The following is a 20,876-nucleotide window of genomic DNA, read 5'->3' as shown; positions in this document are numbered from 1 at the left end:
ACTACACCTGGTCGTCGACGACCGGCCCCTGCTCGACGACGTTAGCCTGCAGCTGGCACCGGGCGAATTCGTGGCCGTGCTGGGACCGAACGGCGCCGGCAAGTCCACGCTCATGCACTGCCTCAGCGGCGCTCAGCGCCCGACGGGGTTCCTGCGGATGGACGGCCTCGTCCCTTCGAGCCTGGCGCCTGGCCAGTTGGCCATACGACGCGCCGTGCTCGAACAAACCCCGAGCATCGGGGCCCCCTTTCGCGTCGCCGAACTGATTCGCCTGGGCATTCCCCGCGAGCTGGCCCCCCACCGAGCCGATACCCTCGTCGATAGGGCCATGCAGCGCCTGGACCTCCGCTCACTGGCAGAACGCCAGGTACCCTCGCTCTCGGGGGGCGAACGGCTGCGCACGCACATGGCACGCGTCTTGGCACAGCTGTGGGCGGGGCAGGCGTTGGGCGGCGGCCGCTACCTGCTGATCGACGAGCCGACGGCCAGCCTCGACCTGCGTCACCAGATGACGGTGCTCAAGGCGGCACGCCAGGCCTGCCGGGAAGGTGTCAGCGTATTGGCCATCCTGCATGACCCTACCTTGGCCGCCAGCGTGGCGGACCGCCTGCTGCTGCTCAAGGATGGCCGCATCCTCGACGAAGGCCCAGCGCACCGGGTCCTGACGCACCGGCGCCTCAGCGAGCTGTACGACATGCCGATCTCGGTCCGCGATCTGGGCGACACCCTGGCCGTCACGCCCGACTATGCCGCCTGCCTGTCTCCCGACGACCGGCCCCGGCGCGCCGCAGGTCGGCAAGCAGCGGCGCACCGCTGACCGGGTCGCGTACCCGAGTGCAGTCGATGCCGTAGAGCCGCCGTACCAGTGCCTCCGCCACCACCTCCCGCGGCGACCCGGCGGCCACCAGCCGCCCTTCGTAAAGGGCCAGCAGATGATCGGCATAGCGGCTGACGCTGGTGAGGTCGTGCAGCACCATCACCAGGGCGTCGGCCAGGGCCGAGGCGAACAGCAGCGCGGCGACGGCAGCAAGCGAGCGATCTCCAAGCCGATCGGCCCCACCATGCCGGGCTTAGTCACGGGCCACGGCAGCGTTCCAGTTCATGCAACATGGCGTTTCATGAAAATACCTATCATCTGGTGAACTTTCTCCCCTAGAATTTCCACGCTTTTGATAATCAATATCATTCAAGGAATGCCATGAACCGCATCGCCCCCAAAGCCCTGGCCAGCGCCGTGGCCCTGGCCGCCTCCTCCTCCGCCCTGGCCCAGGAGAGCCCGCAGTTGGACAACATCGTGGTCACCGCCGCCGGCTTCGAGCAGGCCATGGCCGAGGCACCGGCCAGCATCTCGGTGGTCACTCGTCAGGAACTAGAAGAGAAACGGGTCACCAACATCGCCGACGCCCTGCGGGGTGTGGAAGGTGTCGACGTAGGCGGCCAGGTGGGCAAAACCGGCGGTCGCAACATCAGCATCCGCGGCATGCCCAGCGACTACACGTTGATTCTGATCGACGGCCGTCGCCAGAACACCGCCGGCAGCGTCACACCCAACGGCTTCGGCGAGACCTCCACCAACTTCATGCCGCCGGTTTCGGCCATCGAGCGCATCGAGGTAATCCGCGGGCCGATGTCGACCCTCTACGGCTCCGACGCTATGGGTGGCGTGATCAATATCATCACCCGCAAGGTGAGCGACGAGTGGAGTGGCTCGGTACAGGCCGAAACCAGCCTCAACGAGCACAACGAATATGGTGACAGCCGCGAGACCAGCGTCCATGTCAGCGGCCCGCTGGTCGAGGAGACTCTGGGGCTACAGGTACGCGGCCGTTTCTACGACCGCGACGCGTCCAACCTCACCTACATCGACGATAACGGCGATGAACAGCCCGTCAGCCAGCGTGGCCCCAGCCCTGTCGAGGGGGATATCTATAGTTTGGGCGCCAAGCTCACCCTGACCCCGCACCAGGATCATGATCTGTGGCTCGACGGCGAGACCAGCCGCCAGCGCTTCAATAATGATAATTGCCAGTTGGGCACCCTCGACGGGCGCACCCGCAGTTGCGAACCTGCACCAGGCGAGGCCAACGGCTACAGCGACGAGCTGCGCTTCGAGCGCGACCAGGTCGCCATCGGCCACACTGGGCGCTTCGCCTCCGGCACCCTGGAATCGAGCCTGATGCACAACACCACCGAAACCAAAGGGCGCACCATCCCCGGCACCCTGGGGCAGTCGTACGCGGGCTTCCCGGAGATCGTGGGCGGCGATGACCGCGAGCTCGAGACCACCAACACCGTGCTCGACAGCAAGTATGTGATGCCGCTTGGTGACCACATGCTGACCCTGGGTGGCCAGTGGATGGATTCCGAGCTGACCGACGGGCTGGCTACCGAGACGTTCTCTCAGACTACCTGGGCACTCTTCACCGAAGATGAGTGGTGGCTAGCCGAGGACTGGGCGCTGACCCTGGGCGGCCGCTACGACCATCACGACGCCTTCGGCAGCCAGTTCAGCCCGCGCGGCTACCTGGTGTGGAGCGCCACCGACGACTGGACACTGAAGGGTGGCATTAGCCGTGGCTACAAGACGCCGTCGCTCAACGACCTGCACGACGGAGTCAATGGCGTAACCGGCCAGGGTACCATCCTGACCATCGGCAACCCCGACCTGCAGCCGGAAAAGAGCACCAGCAGCGAGATTTCCGCTCAATACGACAACGGCGTGGGCTTCATGGCTAGCGCCACGCTGTTCCACAACCGCTTCGATGACAAGATCGCCGCCGGTCCCGATATCGTCGTCAGCGGCAACCCCCAGATTCCGGATGGAGTCTACGCCCAGGATATCAACGTCGACGAGGCCGAGACCCAGGGCATCGAACTCGCCACCCGCGTCCAACTGTCGGAGAGTGTCAACCTGAACCTCAACTACACCTACACGGACAGCGAGCAGAAGAGTGGCGAGCAGCAAGGCGAGCCACTGACCGACACCCCGAAGCACGCCATCAACGGCACCCTGCGCTGGCAGGCCACCGATAGACTGAGTACCTGGCTATCTGGCGAGTACCGCAGCGAGCGCTATCGTGCCCGTGAGCAAATCCGCGGCGGGGCATCCTATGACGACCTGGGCGACTTCAAGTCATACACCCTGTTCCATCTGGGTGGCAGCTACCGGGTCACCGACGCCTTCACCGTCAGCGCCACCGTTCAGAACCTGTTCGACAAGAACTTCATCGATTACGGCCACTATGTCGCGCAGACACGCAGTGGGCCGCGTGACTCCTACGGTAACCGCTACGCCAACAGCGAAGAGGGGCGCCGTCTCTGGCTCTCCGCTCGCTACGAGTTCTGACGGTATCTCCGCATCCTGTTTCGACCTCGACCCTTCGCCCCGGCCACGCCGGGGTTTTCGTCGCTCCCGCCCTTCAAATGACAATAATTTTCATTATTATGCTTGGTATGGCAAACTCGCTGTCACCACCAGCCGCAACCGTCCGCCCTATGCACGACTTCGACGAACTGGCCGCCTTCGATGCGGTGATGGCTACCGGCAGCCTGACGCGCAGCGCACAGGAGCAGGGACTGGCCAAATCGACACTGAGCCGGCGCATCAGCCAGTTGGAAGCGCGGCTGGGCCAGCCCCTGCTGCGCCGCCAGGCCAACCGGCTGATTCCCACCGAAGCGGGACTGCTGTTTCACGACTACTGTCAGGAGATGCTGGCCCTGGCCAACCGCAGCCGCGAGGCGCTGGCCGAACTCTCCGAGGCGATCAGCGGACGCCTGACCCTCGAGGTCCACTCTACCCTGGCGCGTAGCTGGGCAGCCCCGGTGATCGACGCTTTTCTGACCCGCCATCCGGATGTGGAGCTGACCCTACACACCCGAGAGCATGCGCCCAACGCGCCGGACAGCCACTGCGTGCACGTATGGGTGGGCGAGCTACCGGCCTCGGGGCTCAAGCAGGAGCCGCTGGGCCGGCTGACGCGGCGGCTGTATGCCAATCCCGACTATCTCGCGCATCACGGTGAACCCCGACATCCCCGCGAACTGGCCCAGCACGCCTGGATCGACTTGCTGGGCACCACCCACGAGGGCCTGACTCTGCATCACGCCACGCGGGGCTGTTTCCAGTTTCGTCCGCCGTGCTCACGACTGCGGGTCGACCTACCCGTACTGCACATGGACCCCATCGCCCATGGCCGTGGAATCGGCGTGCTGCCGGACTGGCTGGTGGCCGCCCGCGAGAAGCACCATCCCGGCGAACTCACCCCCTGCCTGCCGGCTTGGCAGCCGGAGCCGTTACCGGTCACCCTGCTCTATCCCTATGGCCAGCGGCCACGCCGCATCACCACTTTGCTCGAATTCTTGCGCAAGGCCGCACCCAGAGAGTGGCAGCCACAGGAGGCCTTGGTCTGACCCGCTGACCGACGAGCGGGAAGCCTGGCACAGCCATTGAATGAAGCTATCGAAACCATCCAGGCAATCCGCTTCAATCATCGCCAAAGCCACCCTAGGCTATGCACATGATTCTCACTCTTGGAGCTATGCCATGAAGAAGACCGCCACCTTCGCCCTCGTGCACTTCTGCGTGGCCTTCAGCGTCACTTACCTGCTCACCGGCAGCTGGGTGCTCGGCGGCATGGTCGCCCTGATCGAACCCGCGGCGAACACCGTGGCCTACTTCTTCCATGAGAAGGCGTGGGAACGTATCGGTCGTCGGCGCGCCCTCCAGACGAGCTGAGCACCCCTTCTCAGGGCATCTCATCCAGCCTGAAATGCACCCGGTAGCGGTTGTCGCGATCGGTGCAGTGGCGCACCGAGAGACACGCATGCGGGTCGCGGGTGCGCAGATACCAGGTGCCGGCCGGCAACGCCTTTTCGATGCGGAAATTGCTGCCGCGCCCGCTGGTCCAGTCGCGGGTGACCTCCCGGCCCTCACCGTCGAGCAGCACGCCGGCCGGCGAGGTGACGAAGTCACCGGGACGGGTCTCGCTTTCCAGCACCACCCGCGAACGGGTATCTAACGTGAAGGTAAAGAGATAGGCCCCCGGCGCCATCACCTCGTAGGACTCGCCGGGACGCAATTCGATGGCCCTATCGCGAGGATCCTGGGTAGCGGCACAGCCGGTCAGCACCCCCAACAGGGCAACTAGGGCGAGACGTCTCGTCCAACGCTGCATGGCTCTCTCCTCTATCGAATCAACGGTGAAGCACGACCCTGAGACCCGCGAACGGGGGAGACGGCTCCCCGCCGCCCGCGAGACGTTTCCTCGCAGGTCTCAGCCCCCCCACAGGCGCTGGCCACCCAGCCAGATCAGGCGCAGGGCGAGCAGCGTCAGCACCCATTTGAAGAGCGCATCGAAGCGCCGGTCGCTGACCCTCTGCATCAGCCGCAGGCCCAGCCAGGTGCCCACGAAACCGGCCGCGACCATCGCCAGGATGAAGGCCAGCCAGTCGCGGAACACGAACCCCGCCGCGCCGAATATCACCGCCTTGGGCAGGTGTTGCACGGTCATGCAGGCCGAGAAGGTGGCCACCCGCGGCAGCCGCTCGGCTCGCCCCTCCTTGATGAAAGCCGCCACCAGCGGGCCGCTGGCTCCCACGAAGTTGGAAAGCACCGTGGTGGCCGTCCCGGCCACGAAAGTGCCGGCGCCGCCCAGGGCGCGCTTGGGTAGCCCCCAGCCCCAGCAGGAGTAGAGCACGAAGGCGGCGATGCACAGCTCCAGCACCCCCGGCGGCAGGCGCACCAGCAGCCAGGCAGCGAGCAGCGCGCCGAGCACCACACCGGGCACGAAGGCGGCCATCACGGCACGGTCGACGTGACGCCAGGTGAGCGCCACCCGTCCCACGTTGGAGCCCAGCTGCACCATGCCGTGCACCGGAATCACCGCCGCGGCCGGCATCACCTGAGCCAGCGCCATGATCATCAGCACGCCGCCCCCCACGCCCAGCGCCGCGGTAATGGCCGAGGTGAGGGTGGACAGCGCCAGCAGCACCAGGTTGGCACCGCCCGAGAGCGGCGAAAGCGCTTCCATGGCCGTTAGTATCACTCGATACGCTCCTCTCCAAAGCGTGGCAGACCGCCTCACGGCCGTCGCTGCACACGATCAGCGGCGGCACCTCGCTAGCCGTGAGCTGTGGTCTGGTGCGCCCCATCGACAGGATACGCCACTTCTCCTTCTGCTCTCCATACGCGACACTCCACTCCATCTGCGCGGCTCTGCTTGTCGATGTCGCCCGTCGACAGCCCGCCAGGTGCAGTCAACGCCTCCGGAATCGGCTATCCTGGCAACCCGTCGGACTTGACCGACCTTTGCGGAAAGCTACCGCGTTCGGCCATAACGCCAACCACACGCCGAACATGCCCGCTCGATAGCGACGGGCTCCCCCTTCCTGACGACGAGACAACGCCTTGTGCCCAATCCCACCGCCGAGCGCTGCGCGTCCGGCCCAGAGAATCTCGTCACATGCTGTCGTTCTTCAATCGTCTCTCCCTGGAGGCCCGCTTCGTCATCGCTCTCGGCCTGCCGCTGGCAGCCCTGTTCTGGCTCGCCTTCTCGGGGGCCATCGAGCGCCAGAAACTGGCCGTCAACATGGCGGAACTCGAGTCGCTCACCCACCTGGCCGTCGAAGCCGGTGAACTCGTTCATGTCCTCCAGGTAGAGCGTGGCATGAGCGCCGGTCTGCTCGGCAGCGCTGGGCGCCATTTCAGCGAGCGGATCGTCGCCGCACGCGACAGCGTCGACCAGCAGATCTCACGGTTCATGGAGCACCTGGAAGCGGTCGATATCGATGCCCTCAGCGCCCAGTCGCAGCTGACGGAAAGGACCAGCCACTATTCCCTGCCCCAGAACACGCCACTGGCCGAAAGCCGCTATCTGAGCTTCCTGCGCGACCTCGAATCCGTCACTGCGCTGTTTCGAAGCCTCGACACGCTGCGCCAACGCACCGATGAGCTGGCCATCGCCAGCGAGGATGCCGTAAGCCACTACACACGCATCACCCGGGAGCTCAATATCCTGGTCGGTCGGCTCACGCACCTGACCGACAAGGGCACCATCAATCGTCGCCTGGGTGCCTACCATGCCCTGCTGATGGCCAAGGAGCTCGCCGGCCTCGAACGCGCGACGCTCTCCGACGGCCTGACCGAGGAGACGCTCTCGCCGGCCGTGTACCGGCGCACGGTGGAACTGGCCGGCCAGCAGGCTGCCTATCTGGCCACGTTCCACGGCCTCGCCGGTCGCTCTCCCCGGGAGCGGCTCGCCTCGGCACTGAACCAGCCCGAACTGAAACCTCTGGAAACCTTCCGCGAGCAACTGCTGGAGCAACCGGGCTCCGCTTTGCCGGCAATCACTCCCGAGCGGTGGTTCACCTGGCAGACCGCCAAGATCGAAAGCATCAAAGCGGTGGAGGATGGGCTGGCCAGCGACATCCTCGCCACCGCTCAGCGCCTGCAGGAGACGGCCCGCATCGACCTGGCGAAGTATCTGGCCGTGACGCTGCTGGTGGCGCTGGCCACGGTGGGCCTGTCGTTCTTGATTCTGCGTCACATACAGGCCCGGCTGCAGTTGGCCGCCAATGTCTTCCAGCACACCCAGGACGGCATCACGGTCACCGATCCCAGCGCCACGATCCTCGACCTCAACGACGCCTTCACGCGCATCACCGGCTATTCCCGCGACGAAGCCATCGGCAAGAACCCGCGCATCCTGCAGTCGGGCCGTCAGGACCACGCCTTCTACCAGGCGCTGTGGCGACAGCTGACCAGCGCCGGCTCCTGGCAGGGCGAGATCTGGAACCGCCGCAAGAACGGCGAAGTGTATGCCGAGCTGTTGACCATCAACGCCGTTCACGACGAACGCGGCAAGCTGCAGAACTACGTGGCGGTCTTCACCGACATCACCGACCGCGCCAGCGAGCACCAACGGCAGCTGGAGCACAGCGCCTACCACGATCCGCTGACGGGTCTGCCCAACCGCATGCTGCTCAGCGATCGCCTGCAACACGCCATCGGCGTGAGCCGTCGTTCCGACAAGGTGATCGTCGTGGTGGCCATCGACCTCGACGACTTCAAGACACTCAACGAGCGTCACGGCCATGCGCTGGGCGATCGCGTACTGGAGCTGCTAGCCAAGCGCCTGCATGCCGCACTTCGCGACGGCGACACCCTGGCCCGCCTGGGCGGCGACGAATTCGTCGCCGTCATCGACGAACTGAGCTCGGTGCAGGAGGCCGATGCCATTCTCCAGCGCCTGCAGCTGGAAACGACCACACCGCTGCGCATCGGCGACATCCGCGTGTGCTGCTCGGCCAGCTTCGGTGCCACCGCCTTTCCCGAGGATGGCGCCGATGCCGACACGCTGCTGCGCCACGCCCACCAGGCGCTGCACCAGGCCAAGCTCAATGGACGCCAGCGCCTGCAGTGGTTCGACCCTCAGCAGGATCGCCACCAGGTAGCCTTGTCGCGCCTGGTGCAGCGATTGGAAACGGCCCTGGCCGAGCACGAGCTCCAGTTGCACTATCAGCCCAAGGTGGACCTGGCCAGCGGCAGGCTCATCGGCGTGGAGGCGCTGCTGCGCTGGCAGGACCCTCAGCGGGGCATGGTGCCCCCCGGCGAGTTCCTACCCACCATCGAACAGCATCCGATCTCGGTCACCATTGGCCACTGGGTGATCGAAACCGCCCTGGAGCAGGTCGAACGCTGGCACCGGCAGGGACTTGCGCTCTCCATCAGCGTCAACATCAACGCCCTGCAGCTACAGCAGCCCAACTTCGTCGCCTCCTTGCGCCGCCACCTGGCGCATCACCCCGCACTGCCGGCCAATAGCCTGGAGCTGGAAATCCTGGAAAGCGCCGCCATCGGCGACATCCAGCGTGCCGGCGACGTGATCCGCGAGTGTCGGGCGCTGGGAGTGGGCGTCTCGCTGGACGACTTCGGCACCGGCTATGCCGCCCTGGAGTACCTCAAGTACCTGCCCGCCGAACGGCTCAAGATCGATCGCACCTTCATTCGCGACATGCTCGAGGACCGCGGCGATCAAGCCATCGTCAAGGGCATCATCGGACTGGCCCGGGCTTTCGACTTCCAGGTGATTGCGGAAGGCGTGGAGACGGAAGCCCAGGGTCGCCGACTCATTGAGCTGGGCTGCCCGGAAGCCCAGGGATTCGGTATCGCCCGCCCCATGCCGGCCGCGGAACTGCTGGATTGGCATCACCAGTGGCAGCCCCCCACCAGTTGGCGCTCCGCTCGACACCCAATGACGTAATTCGCCGACCTTGCGACGCCTTTCGGCAAATAGCGCTCGAGGCAGGCCGTCACACTGGACGCGACCTCAACGCACCGATGAAGAGCGCGACATGAACCGTAACGTCATCCTGACCTGTGCCGTCACCGGCGCTGGCGACACCACCGGCAAGAACCCCCACGTTCCCGTCACGCCGCAGCAGATCGCCGACGACTGCATTGCGGCCGCCAAGGCCGGTGCCAGCGTAGCGCACATCCACGTCCGCGACCCGGAGACCGGCGGCATCAGCCACTCCCTGGAACATTTCCGCGAGGTGATGGAGCGCGTCCGCGAAGCGGACACCGACATCGTTATGAACATCACCGCCGGCGGCGGCGGCGACTGGATCCCCGACGCCGAGGACCCCACCCGCGGCGGCCCGGGCAGCGACATCCAGACCCCGGCCGAGCGCCATGCGCCGGTGGCCGAGCTGCTGCCGGAGCTCTGCACCCTGGACTGCGGCAGTCTCAACTTCGGCGACATGGTCTACGTGAACCCTGCCGACTGGCTGCGCGAGCACGCCCGTCTGGTGCAGACCGCCGGGGTCAAGCCGGAGCTCGAGTGCTTCGACCTGGGCCACGTGTGGTTCGCCCGCCAGCTGCAGCAGGAGGGCCTGCTCGACGGCGATCCCCTCTATCAGCTCTGCCTGGGCATCCCCTGGGGCGCCGAGGCCGACACCGAGACCCTGCTGGCCATGCGCAACAAGCTGCCGGAAAACGCTCACTGGGCGGCTTTCGGCATCGGTCGCCACCAGATGCCCATGGCGGCCCAGGCAGTGCTGCTGGACGGCCACGCCCGGGTCGGCCTGGAGGACAATCTGTATCTGAAGAAGGGCGTACTGGCCACCAACGGTCAGTTGGTCGAGAAGGCCGCCACCCTGATCGAAAATCTGGGCGCCCGCGTCATGAGCCCCGCCGAGACCCGCGCCCACCTGGGGCTTCGCGATCCGCGTACTGGCAAGGTCGTCCACAGCGTCGAAGGAGGTAAGGCATGAGCCAGCGTCTCGCCGTCATCGGCACCGGGGTGATCGGCAATGGCTGGATCGCCCGCGCCCTGGCCCGGGGCTGGGACGTAGTGGCCTTCGATCCGGACCCGCAGGCCCCGGCGCGCACCCGCGACTTCGTGGCAGGCGCCTGGTCGTCGCTGGAGCGGCTGGGCCCGGCCGAAGGCGCCAGTCCCGAGCGGCTGCGCTTCGTGGATAGTCTCGAAGACGCCGTGGAAGACGCCGACCTGATCCAGGAGAACGTCCCGGAGCGCCTGGCGCTCAAGCGTGAGATTCTCGCCGCCCTGGACGCTGCCGCCGAGGAGTGGGTGATCATCGGCTCGTCGACGTCCGGCTTCAAGTCCAGCGACCTGCAGCAAGACTGTGCCAAGGCGCCGGGCCGGGTGGTCGTCGCTCACCCCTTCAATCCGGTCTACCTGCTGCCGCTGGTGGAATTGGTGGGCGGCGAGGCGACACGACCGGTGCACCTCGAGAAGGCTCAGACGCATTACCGATCCCTGGCCATGCGCCCTCTGGTCGTGCGCCGCGAGATCGAGGGGCATATCGCCGACCGCCTGATGGAGGCGCTATGGCGCGAAGCCCTGCACCTGGTCAACGACGGCGTGGCCACCACCGAGGAGGTGGACGCGGCAGTGGTCTACGGCTGCGGCCTGCGCTGGTCGCTGATGGGCACCTTCCTGACCTTCCACCTGGCCGGCGGCGAGCAGGGCATGCGCCACATGCTGGAGCAGTTCGGCCCGGCGCTGAAGCTGCCCTGGACCAAGCTCGAGGCCCCGGAGCTGACCGACGAGCTGATCGACAAGGTCGTCGCAGGCTGCGAGCACCAGGCCGCCGGCCGCCCGGTCGCCGAGCTGGACCGCCGTCGCGACGACTTTCTGGTTGAACTGCTCGACCTGGTCAAGAAATACTGGCCGGAAGCTGAAGGTCTGGAGGGGCGACTCTGATGGTGATTCTCGAGAGCCGCGTCGACCCGGCATGGGTCGACTACAACGGCCACATGAACGACGCCGAGTACGCCCGCGTGTTCTCCCTGGCGGTAGAGGCGCTGATGGAGCGCATCGGCCTGAACGCCGCCGGTCGCGCACGCCACGGCTACACGATCTACACCCTGGAGACCCATCTCTGCTATCGCCGCGAGACCCTCGAGGGAGAGCCGCTTGCGGTCACGCTGACCCTGCTGGATCGCGATGCCAAGCGGCTGCATGTCTTCTTCGAGCTATTCGACGCCGAAGACAGCCTGCTGGCCGCCAGCGAGCAGATGCTGATGGGTATCGACAGCGTGGCCGGCCGCCCGGCACCGTTTCCCGCCCCCATCGAGACGGCCATCGCCGCGCTGCCCCACGCCGACACCAGTGCCTGGCCGGAACTGGCCGGGCGTACCATCGGCATTCGGCGCCGGTAGTGGAACTGTCGGCTTTCATCGCCCGTTTCGAAGCGGGTCTGGACACCCTCGACGGCGTGGGCTGGCACGAGGCGCGCCGCCGCTACGACCGACTGTGTCAACACTTTGCCCCGCCCGACCCGGCGGCACTGGGCGTCTCCGATGAGCGGGTCGCCGGCGTGGCGGTGCGGCGCTATTCGCCACGTCATCGTGCGCCCGGCCGCGTGCTCTTCGTGCACGGTGCCCTTCACGCCCACACTCTGCTGCCCGAGATGCAGAACGCCTGGCAGGATTTCTGCCAGGCGTTGCAGGCACAGATAGCGGCTTAGGCTCCTGGCGGTTCAGGGGGACTCGGCATGCACGGCCTCGATGGCGGGCACACCGTCGCGGGCCTCGACACCATCCAGCCACTCGGCCACGGTATCGAGGTTGTCGCCGATCCACTCACGAGCCACCTCGTCAGCGGGGCGGTCGTCGTAGCTGTAGCCGTGCACCCAGGCGTTCTGGTCCTCGATATCGACCACATACTGGGAGAGGAAGCGATGCAGTTGGGGATCCTCCTCGGCCAGGCTGGCCGGCACCACCGTCCACACCGTGCTCTCGATCTCGGCGATACCGGCATCGTCGGCGTCTTCCAGATCGACCAGATCGAAGCTGACATTCATCCAGTGGGGCTCCCAGCCCACGAAGGTGACCCACTCTTCGTCGGCCATCTTCTGCTCGGCCTGAGCCAGCATCGCCGCCGTGGAGCTCTCACGCAGCGTCCAGTCGCCCAGTCCGGCCAGATCGCCGTCGATCGCCTCGAGGATGGCGGTATTGATACCCGTACCGGCTTCGATCCCCTGAATCTCAGCGTCGAAACGATCGCGGTGGGCGTTCAGTTCGGCGACCGACGTCACGCCAGCATCGTAGACATACTGCGGGACGACCAGGCCAGAGGTGGCACCCTGAATGTTGGCGACCAGCTTCTCCACCTTGCCATCGGCAACCAGCGGCTCGACCATCTCGGTCTGCACCGGATACCAGCCACCGAGGTATGCATCGAGATCGCCGCGAGTCAGCCCCTCGAGAATCACGCTCACGGCAAGCTCACGCTGACGCGTCTCGTAGCCCATGGCCTCCATCAGTTGGGCCGCCACTTCCGACTTGACGGTCACGCCCGGCCACGGCGGCACGCCGAAGCGCACTTCGTCGAGGTCGGCAGCGGCAGGGCCCGCCAGCAGCAGGGGCAGTGCCAGGCCGGCAACGCGCGTGATACCCCGAGTGATGTCATTCATGGTGTCTTGCCTCTTGCGGGAAGTGTGCTCCCAGTGTGCCCAACCGAACGGATCAGACTCGACGTAACACGACATTCAGAACTCCATAAGCGACGTTGTCTATCAACGCCCCTCCGTCGTGCTTGTCCTGCTACGCCCGGGAGGCAATGAGTCAAGGTGGCATGCATGCTCTCTGCGCATACCCCCATTCGCAATCAGCGCTTGTGGCGGCCCCTGTGCATGACAGTAAGGTAGCTTGCCATGTCCTGAACGCATCCGACTTCTAACGATAACGAGCGGAGTTCCCCCGTATGACGCATAGCATGCGCCCTTTGGTCTTCTGGCCAACCTTCTTGATCCTGATGGCAGCCGTGGTCGGCAGCTTCATCGATCTCGAGGGCTTTCTCGCCTTCACCAGCCAGCTCAACGACGCCGTCCTCGACCGTTTCTCTTGGCTCTTCAGCCTCGGCAGCCTCTACTTGCTGGTCATGGCCGTAGTAGTCTACTTCTCGCCGCTGGGAAGGATTCGGATCGGTGGCAAGCAGGCCACCCCCCTGCTCTCTCGGGCCCGCTGGTTCTCCATCACGCTGTGCACCACCCTGGCCGTGGGCGTGCTGTTCTGGACCACAGCAGAGCCGCTCTATCACTTGATGGGACCGCCAGAATCGCTGGGGCTCGAAGCCGGCTCCAGCGATGCAGCACTGTTCGCCATGTCGACGATGTTCCTGCACTGGGCGTTCACGCCCTATGCCATCTACGCGGTGCCAGCCCTGATCTTCGCCCTGGCGTTCTACAATCGACGTCAGAAATTCTCGATCTCCAGCATGCTGGAGCCACTGTTCGGCCAACGCGTCGGCCGCTATGCCGGTCTGATCGATGCCCTGGCTCTCTACTCGCTGGTCGCCGGCATGGCCTCGACGCTGGGTACGGGTGCCATCACCCTGGCCGGCGGTATCGGCCAGTACGTCAACGGTGAAACCAGCCCGATACGTCTCGGCATCATCATTTCGGTGATCGTGGCGACCTTCGTGTTCTCGGCCGCCAGCGGCCTGCAGAAGGGCATCGCTCGCTTCTCGGCGCTCAACGCCTGGCTGCTGCTGGCTCTCGGCGCGTTCGTTCTGGTCTTTGGCCCCACCGTCTTCATGCTCAAGATCGGTGCCGAATCCTTCGGGGTCTATCTCGACAACTTCTTCACCATGAGCCTGTTCACCGGGGCGGCCGGTGATGACCAATGGCCCTACTGGTGGTCGATCTTCTACTGGGCGATCTGGTTCGCCTGGGCGCCGGTGGCGGCATTGTTCTTGGGCCGCATATCGCGCGGTTACACCGTGCGCGAGTTCCTGCGCATCAACCTGCTCTTCCCGGCACTGTTCGCGGTGGTGTGGATCACCATCTTCTCCGGCGGCACGCTCTACTTTCAGAGGCAGACCGGAGTGGACTTGAACGCGGTGCTCAACGATCAGGGTGTGGAGCACGTGCTCTATCGCCTGTTCGTCGAGCTGCCGCTATCACAGGTTTGGATCCCACTGCTGCTGTTCATCGCTTTCATCTCCTATGTCACCGCGGCCGACTCCAATACCGACGCCATCGGCAACCTGTGCACCCGTGGGCTGACCGCCGATTCCGACTTCAGCGCCGGCATCCCGATGAAGATCGTCTGGGGCAGCGTGGTCGGCCTCATCGCCTGGGTCATGACCAGCTTCGTCGGCATCGACGGCGTCAAGATGCTTTCCAACCTGGGTGGCCTGCCGGCCATGATGATCATCCTGCTGGCCAGCAGCGCACTGTGGCGCTGGCTCAACGACCCCAGCCTGCTGGAGCTACCCGTCTCACCCCGCAACGACCACGCCCACCACACAGACCAGAAGGCCGAATGACATGCGCGTGAAGACCGACTTTCCCCGGCGCGTTCGCGAGATCGAGCACCTGGAGATCCCGCTCTCGGACGGCACCCGACTGGCCGCACGCGTCTGGTTGCCGGAGGATGCCGAGGAGAAGCCGGTCCCGGTGATCCTCGAGTACCTGCCTTACCGCAAACGGGATGGCACCATGGTACGTGACGAACTGACCCACCCCTACTTCGCCGGTCATGGCTATGCCGGGGTGCGCGTGGACATGCGTGGCAACGGTGAATCCGAAGGGTTGATGGCCGACGAGTACCTGCCGCAGGAGCAAGCCGATGCTCTGGAGGTGATAGAGTGGCTGACCCGTCAGAGCTGGTGTACCGGCAGGGTTGGGATGATGGGCATCTCATGGGGCGGCTTCAATTCCCTGCAGCTGGCGGCACTGAAGCCGGAGCCTCTGAAGGCGATCATCACATTGTGCTCCACCGACGATCGCTACACCGACGACATCCACTACAAGGGCGGCAACCTGCTGCACGAGAACCTGGGCTGGTCGGCCACCATGCTGAACTTCTCCGCTGCCCCACCCGACCCGGCGCTGGTCGGCGACGTCTGGCGCAAGCGCTGGAAGGCGCGTCTGGACAACATGCCGCTACTCGCGGAGACATGGCTGAGCCATCAGTATCGCGACGACTACTGGAAGCATGGCTCGGTCAACCAGGCCTATGACGACATCCAGGCAGCCGTCTATGCCATCGGTGGCTGGGGAGATGCCTACAAGAACAGCGTGCCGCGGCTGATGGAGCACCTGAGCGGACCACGCAAGGGGTTGATCGGCCCATGGATCCACAAGTATCCCCACTTCGCGATCCCCGATCCGGCCATCGGCTTCCTGCAGGAAGCCCTGCGCTGGTGGGATCACTGGCTGAAGGACATCGACACCGGGATCATGGATGAGCCAGCCGGCACCTTCTATCTGCAGGACTCACTGCCACCCAGTCCAATGTACCGCGAACGTCCTGGTGTCTGGGTGCGCACCGAAGGATGGCCGTCGCAGCACGTGAAGCCACGCACCTTATCGCTCACTGAACAAGGACTGGTGAACGGCGAGGCACCGCTGGCCGAGTCGAAGGTCATCGATTCACCGCTGACGGCGGGCAGCCATCAGGGCGAATACTGCGCCATCTGGTTCGGCCCCGATCTGCCGGGGGACCAGCGCAGCGACGATGCCCACGCCCTTTGCTTCGACAGCAAGCCGCTGGAGGAGACCGTCAGCATCCTGGGCAAGCCCAAGGTCAGGCTGACCCTGGCCAGCAATCGGGACTGTGGGCAACTGACGGTGCGCTTGAGCGACGTGCAGCCGGATGGCCAGGTGGCACGCATCACCTACGGCGTGCTCAACCTGTCACTGCGTGATCACGACCGAATGGAGCCGCCAGTGCCGGGCGAACCCATGGCAATCGAACTCGAACTGGACATGATCGGCTACCGGCTACCCCAAGGGCACCGCCTACGCATCGCAGTGGCCTCGGCCAACTTCCCACTCCTTTGGCCCACCCCAAAGCGGGCGGCTCTGACACTGATGCCAGGTCCACAACACCTGGAACTACCGGTATTCGAAGGCGAGCCAGTGGCGAACCCCTTCGAGGCTCCCGAGTCGGCCCAGCCGGCCAACGTCGAGATACGCCGCCGAGCGCAGCCGCGGCGAACCGTCCAGGAGGATGCCGCCACTGGCGAGATCACGGTGATCGTCGAGGACGACCTGGGTGCGCTGACCCTGGCCGATCATGGTTACCGAATCGAGCAACACTGCGAAGAGCGTTATACGGCTCACCCGGACGACCCCACGCTTGCACGGGCCGAGATCGTCTGGCACTACCACGCAGGTCGCGATGATGGCCCAGGGCAATTCGATGTCTCCGTGGAAAGTCGCTATCGGCTCAGTTGCAACGAGCACACCTTCTTCATCGAGGCCGAGCAAGTGGCGCACGACGAGGGCCAGGAGATGCATCGCAAGCACTGGCAGACGGCGGTACCGCGCGTGGCCATCTGAGCAGCGACTGGCTCCCTCGCCCATGCTCTCAAGCCACAGGGAGCGACATGCTATTCTCGGCGATGATTCGTATGCACCTGCTTCGAGAATTCTCATGTCCGCTTCCGACGCCCTCCCTCCGCTGCAGTGTCTCAAAGCCTTCGAGGCGTCGGCACGCCATGGCAGCTTCACGCAAGCCGGGCGTGAGCTGAGCCTGACGCAAAGCGCCATCAGTCGTCGGATCAAGCGGCTGGAAGACGATCTCGGGCGACCGCTGTTCGAGCGGGATCCAGAAGGATTGCGGCGTACCCCGGCGGGTGACCACTACTACCGGGTCGTGCGCCGCGTATTGCGCGATTTGGCCGAGGAAACGTCACGCCTGCGACGACACGGCCAGGATGGCCAGCTCACGCTGGCCACCAGTCCCACCATTGCCTCGATCTGGCTGGCGAGGCAGCTACCCGAGTTTCAGCGCGAACACGAGGACATCGAGATCCGCATCCTCACGGTGGAGGACCCTTATCGCCTGAATCTCTCGGAATTCGACTTGGGCCTTTATTACCACGTCAAGGACCTGGTCGATCCGCCGGGGCTGGGAGCCGAGCCGATCTTCGACAGCGAGGACGTGATCGCGGTGTGCAGTCCTCGCTATCTCGACCATCGAGGAGCCATTCGAGACGCGGCCGACCTGCTGGAGCGGCACACTCTGCTGGTCGTGGAGGATCATTTCAACGACTGGCTGACCTGGCACGATTGGTACCGGTCATTGGGACTCCACTGGCATGAGCCCAACCATTCCCTCAGAGCCAACAGCTATCAGCTGCTGATGCATGCCACCCTAGCCAGCCAAGGCGTGACGCTGGGTTGGGCGAGGCTGCTCCAGGAGGACATGTCTCAGGGAAATCTGGTCCAGGCGCTGCCTAACGCACTGCCTAGCAAGGGCAAACTGTCGTTGCTGACACCCGAACATCGTCACCTGACTCAGGCCGCACAGCGGTTTCGGCAGTGGGTATTGGATTCCTAGATCCGGCCGACTCATCCGCCTGGCAACGCCTCTCATAGTCAGAAGACGTTGATCCAGCTAGTAATGCTGAAATTACAGCACCATGGCAGCCACCCATCCAAAGGCGATCAGCGGAACGTTGTAGTGCAGGAAGGTGGGTACCACGCTGTCCCAGATATGGTCGTGCTGCCCGTCGGCGTTGAGGCCTGCCGTGGGGCCGAGCGTCGAATCGGAGGCCGGCGATCCTGCGTCGCCCAGCGCCGCGGCGGTGCCCACCAAGGCAATGGTGGCCATGGGGGAAAACCCGAAGTTCAGCGCCAGCGGTACGTAGAGCGAAGCGATGATGGGAATGGTCGAGAAGGACGAGCCGATGCCCATGGTGATGAACAGCCCCACCAGCAGCATGATCAAGGCGGCCAGCCCTTTGTTGTCGCCGATCATCTCGGTAGAACTGGCCACCAGCGTTTCGACTTCGCCACTGGCCTGCATCACGCTGGCGAAACCGGCTGCCGAGATCATGATGAACCCAACCAGGGCCATCATCCGCATACCCTCGGTGAAAATATCGTCCTGCTCGTGCCAATGGAATACGCCACTCACCGATAGCAACGCGAAGCCAAAGATGCCACCCAATACCATGGAACCGCTGAGCAACTGAACCGCCACGGTCCCTACCAAGGCAATGGCCAGCACCCCCATCTGCCAGGGCCTCAGGTGCTGGGCCGCCTCGGCCGGCGTTTCATCGCCATGGGCCAGATCGCGATCTTCATAACGGCGCTTGCCGCGATAGCTCACCAGTACCGCCACGATGAGCCCCAGCGCCATGCCACCGATCGGCACGATCATGGCCATTGGCACCATGCCTGGCGTCACGCTCAAACCCAACGATTCGCCTGCCTCGTTGAGGTTGGTCAACAGAATGTCGTGTAGGAAGATGGAACCGAAACCCACCGGCAGGAGCATGTAAGGGGCAGTGATACCGAAGGTGATGACGCAGGCCACCGCTCGACGGTCGAGCTCGAGATGGTTCATCAGCTTGAGCAGCGGCGGAACCAGCACCGGAATGAAGGCGATATGCACCGGAATCAAGTTCTGAGAGCTCACCGCAGCGGCGAGGAGGATGCCCAGCACCGTGAAGACGATGGTCTGGCGATGGGGAATCCCTTCATCGAGCCGCAGCCGGGCAATGGCACGCTGCGAAAGAAGCTGAGTGATGCCGGAACGCGACAGCGCCACGGCAAAGGCCCCCAGCACGGCGTAGGAAATGGCCACGGTGGCCCCGTTACCCAAGCCGTCGTTGAAGGCTTCCATGATGTCGCCTACCGGCATGCCGGCATAGAGACCGCCGACCAGGGTAGCCGCAATCAGTGCAAAGACCACGGAAACGCGGGCGAGACTGAGGGTAACCATCACCAGGATGGCCAGAACGACTGCATTCATGAAATATCCTTGGACGTATGACGTTGTTATTGGAGATGCGCCATGGGTCGCCCATCGTGGGCGACCACGATGACCTCAATGGCTGGGCAGTAGCCCAGTGGGCACCAGCGCGTTCAGTGACCGCTTGGCCAGCAGGGCCGTGGCAGCCTCGATATCCGGACCGAAGAAGCGGTCCCGGGCGTAATAGGCGACCCGCTCGCGCAGGAGCTGGCGAGCTCGCTCCAGCGATTCGGTGGTCTTGAGACCGTCGCGGAAGTCCAGCCCCTGGCAGGCGGCCAGCCACTCGATGGCGAGTATGCCCCGTACGTTATCGGCCATTTCCCACAGTCGCTTGCCGGCAGCCGGCGCCATGGAAACGTGATCTTCCTGGTTGGCCGAGGTGGGCAGGCTGTCGACGCTGTGCGGATGGGCCAATGCCTTGTTTTCGCTGGCCAGTGCCGCTGCGGTGACCTGTGCGATCATGAACCCGGAATTGACACCGCCATTTTCCACCAGGAAGGGCGGGAGCTGGGACATGTGCTTGTCCATCATCAGCGAGACGCGCCGCTCGGTGAGCGAACCGATCTCGGCAATGGCGAGCGCCAGGTTATCGGCGGCCATGGCCACCGGTTCGGCATGGAAGTTGCCGCCGGAAATGACGTCACCCTCCGCAGCGAACACCAAGGGATTGTCGGATACCGCGTTGACCTCGGTGCCCAGCACTTCGGCGGCCTGGCGGATCTGCGTAAGAGCGGCTCCCATCACCTGGGGTTGGCAGCGCAGGGAATAAGGATCCTGCACCTTGCCGCAGTCAATATGGGAATCGCTCACCTGGCTACGTTCTCCGAGCAGGTGACGGTAGCCGGCAGCGGCATCGATCTGACCGCGCTGGCCACGCGCGTCATGGATACGCGCATCGAAGGGCGCTCGGGAGCTCAGCGTCGCCTCCACGGTCAGCGCACCGCACACGGTGGCCGCGGCATAGAGGTCTTCCGCCTCGAACAGACCGCGTAGGGCGTAGGCGGTGGAAACCTGCGTGCCGTTGAGCAGTGCCAGTCCCTCCTTGGGGGCCAGGGCCAGCGGCTCGAGTCCGGCTATCTTCAGCGCTTCGGCGGCCGGCAGCCACTCGCCACGGAAACGAGCCTTGCCCTCACCGAGCAGCACCACGCTCATGTGGGCCAGCGGCGCCAGATCGCCAGAGGCACCGACGGAGCCCTTGAGCGGAATGTGTGGATAGATCTCCGCGTTGATCAGCGCGGTTAGAGCATCGAGCACCTCACGGCGGATACCGGAAAATCCCCTGGCCAGGCTGTTGACCTTGAGCACCATGATCAGGCGTACCAGATCGTCCTCCATGGCCGCGCCGACACCCGTGGCGTGAGACAGCACCAGCGAGCGTTGCAGATCCTCGAGCTGGTCCTGCTCGATGCGGGTCTGGGCGAGCAGACCGAAGCCGGTATTGATGCCGTAGACGGTGCGGTCTTCGGCGATCACGCGATTCACGCAGTCGACGGCCTTGGTGATATCGGCGTCGGCACTTGCGGGCAGGCTGACCGGCACATGGGCCTGGTAAACCTGGCGCGCCTGCGCCAGGGTCATCTTGCCGGGTTGGATCTCGAGATGGTTCATAGAGAGTTCCTCATCTCGCCGGGCCGGAACT

The 20,876-nt window shown here is 64.8% G+C and carries 17 protein-coding genes and 1 pseudogene; 12 read left to right on the top strand and 6 right to left on the bottom strand.

What is annotated here, in order from left to right:
• Positions 1 to 43: 43 nt before the first annotated feature.
• Positions 44 to 817, top strand: a pseudogene (locus GFD32_RS14305) (ATP-binding cassette domain-containing protein); the annotation flags it as partial.
• Here GFD32_RS14305 and GFD32_RS14300 read toward each other — a convergent pair.
• Positions 735 to 977, bottom strand: coding sequence for an ABC transporter ATP-binding protein (locus GFD32_RS14300; RefSeq protein WP_163577278.1), 243 nt, complete (start codon positions 975 to 977; stop codon positions 735 to 737). The pseudogene GFD32_RS14305 and the gene GFD32_RS14300 overlap by 83 nt on opposite strands.
• 221 nt (positions 978 to 1,198) lie before the next feature.
• Here GFD32_RS14300 and GFD32_RS14295 point away from each other — a divergent pair, with 221 nt between their 5' ends.
• The 3 genes from GFD32_RS14295 (at position 1,199) to GFD32_RS14285 (ending at position 4,735) form a co-directional block, all read left to right on the top strand.
• Positions 1,199 to 3,346: a TonB-dependent receptor domain-containing protein gene (locus tag GFD32_RS14295; protein WP_163577277.1), complete on the top strand. Its 2,148-nt coding sequence runs from the start codon at positions 1,199 to 1,201 to the stop codon at positions 3,344 to 3,346.
• 149 nt (positions 3,347 to 3,495) lie between these two features.
• Entirely contained in the window at positions 3,496 to 4,410 is a 915-nt protein-coding gene (locus GFD32_RS14290) for a LysR family transcriptional regulator (protein ID WP_163577276.1), read from the top strand.
• Positions 4,411 to 4,543: 133 nt separating this feature from the next.
• On the top strand, positions 4,544 to 4,735 hold the full coding sequence (locus GFD32_RS14285) for a DUF2061 domain-containing protein (RefSeq protein WP_163577275.1): 192 nt from the start codon (positions 4,544 to 4,546) through the stop codon (positions 4,733 to 4,735).
• 10 nt (positions 4,736 to 4,745) lie between these two features.
• Here the strand turns inward: GFD32_RS14285 and GFD32_RS14280 are convergent, their stop codons facing one another.
• Complete coding sequence (locus tag GFD32_RS14280) at positions 4,746 to 5,174, bottom strand: hypothetical protein (protein WP_163577274.1); 429 nt, start codon at positions 5,172 to 5,174, stop codon at positions 4,746 to 4,748.
• 99 nt (positions 5,175 to 5,273) lie between these two features.
• Complete coding sequence (locus tag GFD32_RS14275) at positions 5,274 to 6,044, bottom strand: sulfite exporter TauE/SafE family protein (protein WP_240455664.1); 771 nt, start codon at positions 6,042 to 6,044, stop codon at positions 5,274 to 5,276.
• Between the two features lie 417 nt (positions 6,045 to 6,461).
• On the opposite strand from GFD32_RS14275, the gene GFD32_RS14270 reads away from it, so the two are divergent.
• The 5 genes from GFD32_RS14270 (at position 6,462) to GFD32_RS14250 (ending at position 11,991) form a co-directional block, all read left to right on the top strand.
• A complete protein-coding gene (locus GFD32_RS14270; RefSeq protein ID WP_163577273.1) occupies positions 6,462 to 9,260 on the top strand; it encodes an EAL domain-containing protein in 2,799 nt (932 codons plus the stop codon).
• Positions 9,261 to 9,351: 91 nt separating this feature from the next.
• Positions 9,352 to 10,272, top strand: a complete 921-nt coding sequence (locus GFD32_RS14265; protein ID WP_163577272.1) for a BKACE family enzyme — start codon at positions 9,352 to 9,354, stop codon at positions 10,270 to 10,272.
• Entirely contained in the window at positions 10,269 to 11,225 is a 957-nt protein-coding gene (locus tag GFD32_RS14260) for an L-carnitine dehydrogenase (protein WP_163577271.1), read from the top strand. The genes GFD32_RS14265 and GFD32_RS14260 overlap by 4 nt, the downstream gene beginning before the upstream one ends.
• Positions 11,225 to 11,683: a thioesterase family protein gene (locus GFD32_RS14255; protein WP_163577270.1), complete on the top strand. Its 459-nt coding sequence runs from the start codon at positions 11,225 to 11,227 to the stop codon at positions 11,681 to 11,683. The genes GFD32_RS14260 and GFD32_RS14255 overlap by 1 nt, the downstream gene beginning before the upstream one ends.
• Positions 11,683 to 11,991: a hypothetical protein gene (locus GFD32_RS14250; RefSeq protein WP_163577269.1), complete on the top strand. Its 309-nt coding sequence runs from the start codon at positions 11,683 to 11,685 to the stop codon at positions 11,989 to 11,991. Before GFD32_RS14255 ends, GFD32_RS14250 begins: the two co-directional genes overlap by 1 nt.
• A gap of 12 nt (positions 11,992 to 12,003) precedes the next feature.
• Here the strand turns inward: GFD32_RS14250 and GFD32_RS14245 are convergent, their stop codons facing one another.
• Complete coding sequence (locus GFD32_RS14245; RefSeq protein WP_163577268.1) at positions 12,004 to 12,939, bottom strand: ABC transporter substrate-binding protein; 936 nt, start codon at positions 12,937 to 12,939, stop codon at positions 12,004 to 12,006.
• A gap of 290 nt (positions 12,940 to 13,229) precedes the next feature.
• Here GFD32_RS14245 and GFD32_RS14240 point away from each other — a divergent pair, with 290 nt between their 5' ends.
• The 3 genes from GFD32_RS14240 to GFD32_RS14230 all read left to right on the top strand — a co-directional run bounded on the left by GFD32_RS14240 (position 13,230) and on the right by GFD32_RS14230 (position 17,818).
• Positions 13,230 to 14,795, top strand: a complete 1,566-nt coding sequence (locus GFD32_RS14240; RefSeq protein WP_163577267.1) for a BCCT family transporter — start codon at positions 13,230 to 13,232, stop codon at positions 14,793 to 14,795.
• A gap of 1 nt (position 14,796) precedes the next feature.
• Positions 14,797 to 16,815: a CocE/NonD family hydrolase gene (locus GFD32_RS14235; RefSeq protein WP_163577266.1), complete on the top strand. Its 2,019-nt coding sequence runs from the start codon at positions 14,797 to 14,799 to the stop codon at positions 16,813 to 16,815.
• A 94-nt stretch (positions 16,816 to 16,909) separates the two neighbouring features.
• The gene (locus GFD32_RS14230; RefSeq protein ID WP_163577265.1) at positions 16,910 to 17,818 is read left to right on the top strand and encodes a LysR substrate-binding domain-containing protein; all 909 of its coding nucleotides are present in this window, start codon (positions 16,910 to 16,912) and stop codon (positions 17,816 to 17,818) included.
• A gap of 72 nt (positions 17,819 to 17,890) precedes the next feature.
• Here GFD32_RS14230 and GFD32_RS14225 read toward each other — a convergent pair whose 3' ends face one another.
• Both GFD32_RS14225 and hutH read right to left on the bottom strand, forming a co-directional pair.
• A complete protein-coding gene (locus tag GFD32_RS14225; RefSeq protein ID WP_163577264.1) occupies positions 17,891 to 19,237 on the bottom strand; it encodes a Na+/H+ antiporter family protein in 1,347 nt (448 codons plus the stop codon).
• Positions 19,238 to 19,312: 75 nt separating this feature from the next.
• Positions 19,313 to 20,845, bottom strand: a complete 1,533-nt coding sequence (gene hutH, locus GFD32_RS14220) for a histidine ammonia-lyase (RefSeq protein ID WP_163577263.1) — start codon at positions 20,843 to 20,845, stop codon at positions 19,313 to 19,315.
• Positions 20,846 to 20,876 lie beyond the last annotated feature (31 nt).

It is taken from the genome of Halomonas faecis (assembly GCF_010993975.1).
GTDB lineage: Bacteria > Pseudomonadota > Gammaproteobacteria > Pseudomonadales > Halomonadaceae > Halomonas > Halomonas faecis.
The sequence above is the reverse complement of the archived record's forward strand: the minus strand, read 5'-3'. Positions and strand labels throughout refer to the sequence as shown.